This window comes from Methylophaga sp. UBA1464, from assembly GCF_002325665.1.
Classification (GTDB): domain Bacteria; phylum Pseudomonadota; class Gammaproteobacteria; order Nitrosococcales; family Methylophagaceae; genus Methylophaga.
On the sequence record NZ_DCSO01000113.1, the window covers coordinates 6923 to 10409 of the forward strand.

The window sequence follows — 3487 nt, forward strand, 5'->3', positions numbered from 1 at the left end:
GCAATTACCGGTAACACCAGATGCCATAGACGATCCAGCAAATAGCCCCCCTGTACCACCTGCACACCAAACAATCCGGCTAAAGCCAAACCAAACCCCACCGCAAATCCACCGGTAATGACAATTCGCAGTGCGATATTACCCAATCCTGCGAAGAGTCTGACCAGCATAGCCATTGAAGGAATAAGCAACACATGCAATAAGCCAAACAGATCACCATTGAGATTAAATGCCATGGCATAACCCAATAAACCACCGACAATAAGACCGGCGAATTGTCTGATTTTCAATGAAAAGGTCACCACGGCGCTGATAAGCAGAACGGTGAGCAATGCCACACAGGCAAACGTAATGAACACATCACCCATACTGGTCATTAACGGCAGGAAAGTCTGGTCAGCAGTCTCTCTTCGCATCAGACCACCGGTAGGAAACCATCGCCAGTATTGTTCCGACGCAAAAAAACCAATAAACAGAACACCGGCCAGCATGCTAGGGACTGACCACAGTCCAAGCAGCAGAATATTCGATGTCACATCAAATCGGCCGCCACGTTGGCGTGCGGCCTGCACACCAATTCCAATGGCCAGGGCGTATATGAGCGGGATAGAAATCAGATTGAGTAACAAGGTGATTGGCAGCCGTTCAGCAATCATATCAGTAACCGGTCTGCCATAACGGAAACTGGTACCCAGATCAGTGCCTTTCCACAATGAAAATTCGCCAAAGGTGCCGTCCGGCAGGCGTTTAAATCCAATTGGTGAAATATTATTCAGCCAGCGAACATATTGCACCGGAGCCGGTTTATCCAATCCGTAAAGTTTATTGTAATAGTCTTCCAGCGCCTGGCGGCTTTGCGGCTCCAGCTCCATGCCGTCCACCAGCGATTGGGCACTGATCCCTCCCGGTGCAGCAGCCATCACGGTAAACACAACAATCGTGATACCGAGCAAGGTCGGGATCATCAACAAGATGCGTCTCAGCAAATAATTCAGCATGATGGTCTTGGCCTGCTTAACTAACGTCTATGCTGCAGTTCAGCCGGCACATATATCTCTACCGGAACACTCATCAGATTCAGACCCAGACCGGTTTTTTGCAGGTTATGGATACGTCGATCAATAAATGCCATGGTATTACGGCGGAACAGGAAGGTATAGGGTTGCTCATCCACCAGAATTTTCTCTGCCTGATGCCAGAGTTTCATTCTTTCTTCTTCTTTTACTTCTGCACGGGCAGCATCAATGATGGCATCAAGCTCAGGGTTGCGATAATTGATAAAGTTATCACCACCTTCGACTGTCTGGCTGGAATGAAACATCTGGTAAATATCGATTTCAATGCCCGAGGTCCAGGCCAAAGTAATGGCATCAAAGTTTTTTTGTTGAATGTTTTCCACCATCACCGACCACTCAGTTGGATTCGGTTTCATGATAATGCCGGAGCGCGCATATAAATCGCGCAGAAACAGCACCATCCGCCGGGTATCGTCACTGTCCTGAAAATAGGTCAGCGAAAATTCAAATTCCTCACCATCTGGTGTTTCCAGAATGCCGTCATTATTACTGTCCTGAAAACCAGCTTCCTGCAATAACTCTCTGGCTCTATCGATGTTATGACCGATCGCCTGATTGGCTTCATCGTGCTGGGCTGAACCCGGCATAAACGGACTGGCAGCAGGCTGACCATAACCGAGGAAAATCTCTTCCAGCACTCTATCTACATCAGTCAGCATGGACATTGCCATACGCACCCGTTTGTCGGCAAAAATGGTCTTTTCACCGCCACGTTCCTGATTCCAGGCAATAAAGCTGTAACCGGCTGTTGGACTCATATATTCAAAATTCTGACTACGCTCTGTAATGCCCTCGTCATCGAGCAAATTCTGATACTCACGTGGACGGGCGCTATAAACATCAATATCACCGTTACGGAAAGTAGTCAGTCGTGCGCTGTCGTTTTCGATAATGCGCCAGACTATTCGATCAAATGACGCACTGACCGGTCCCCAGTAGCGAGGATTACGCACCAGCTCAACGACACCTTTATCCGGAGACCAGCCTTCAGGGTTACTTAAACGGAACGGACCTGAACCAAGTAATAAACCACGGCTTTCATTAAAGGTTTGAGGATCATCGAGAAATCGACCATAAAAATGTTCAGGCAAAACATCAATACTGCCCGCTAGTTGGAGACTATTGAAATACGGTTCTTTGAATACAAATTCCACATGATAATCATCCAGCGCAGTAACACGCTCCATTCTGGATAAGTAGGCACGACTGCGAGGAGCGGCAATCGCCTCGTTCATGATGAAATTAAAGGTAAACTCGACATCCCTGGCAGTTAATGGCTCTCCATCGGAAAACGTAATATCCCGGCGTAATGCAAAAGTAATCGTCAGACCGTCTGAAGACGTAGACCAGTCTTCTGCCAATAAACCATTCCATTCCAATGTGTCCGGGTTTCTGACCAGTAATGATTCCAGGACATATTGTTGCACTTCTGAAGAATAGGCATCCGCGGAGACTAATGGGGTCAGTGTGCGGATGTTACTGGCGAAGGCCATCATCAGCCAGTCACCTTGTGCATAATCTTCTTTTTCAGCGGCCAGACGCGCTCGTTCAAATGCATCTGTGCCTCTGATATCTTTGGGGCTGACCGGCTGGCTGTTCGGGTTACGGCTAAACTCCGCCGTACGCAGCGTTTGCTCCAGATTACGCAAAAGCCCCCGGGTTGCACGAATGTCTTTAGCCTGCTCCTCCATGATCCGCGTCATTTCATTCATCCTGGTCCATTGTCTGTCTATCTGAACCATCAATAGCAGAAACATCACTACAAACAGACTTAATGCCAGCCAAAACCAGAGCTTACTGATCCCCTCAATTCCATTTTTCATGCTTTATTTGCCTATATCTCTGTAGATTTGCGTTATTTTTGTTGATTGTTTTGCCCAGACTGACAGTTTGTGCGACCGCTGTCAGCAGGTTTCTACTAAAAATCCAGCTTCACGACATGACAGTTTCAAATTTAAATTGGTTCTTAACACTTGCTAAATTTTTCACAGCAGACGAATCAGCTAATCACGTTGCCCCAGACAGAACTGAATTTCCGCCAGGTTTTTGTCGACACTTTTTGCCCCAGCCTCTATGGCTTCGGCTGCCCGGTAAAACTCCAGCAACCCGATATGTGATAAGCGCGGCTGTAATAACACATCCGGCGGGTCACCTGCCATGCGACTGCGGGTGATCCTGTCCTGAGTTATATTCACTGATGCAGCAATCGCGGCAAACATATCCGGCACATCTTCTTTGGGAGGTTTATCCTCAGCAAAAAGATTTCCAGTGTAATTGGTTATAAATTCACTGATACGGTTACCAAGCAAACTGGCGCTCTGATCATTCTTTGTAACGGGAGGATTTTGATGCAGATGTTTCCCTAAAATATCGCCATTCAGATTCACTGCAATCACGATATCGGCTCCCAG

2 protein-coding genes and 1 pseudogene are annotated in these 3487 nt (G+C 47.4%); all 3 read right to left on the minus strand.

The window, feature by feature from the left end:
* A partial coding sequence (locus B3O33_RS15210; RefSeq protein ID WP_292363911.1) for an ABC transporter permease occupies nt 1-998 on the minus strand: 998 nt, incomplete at its 3' end.
* A gap of 20 nt (nt 999-1018) precedes the next feature.
* Entirely contained in the window at nt 1019-2899 is a 1881-nt protein-coding gene (locus B3O33_RS15215) for a peptide-binding protein (RefSeq protein WP_292359888.1), read from the minus strand.
* A gap of 180 nt (nt 2900-3079) precedes the next feature.
* Nucleotides 3080-3487 (minus strand): annotated as a pseudogene (locus B3O33_RS15220) (patatin); the annotation flags it as partial.

What these genes read in the sequence shown, in the direction of transcription:
- B3O33_RS15215 (WP_292359888.1), bottom strand. Translation starts at nt 2,899, where the DNA reads ATGAAAAATGGAATTGAGGGGATCAGTAAGCTCTGGTTTTGGCTGGCA.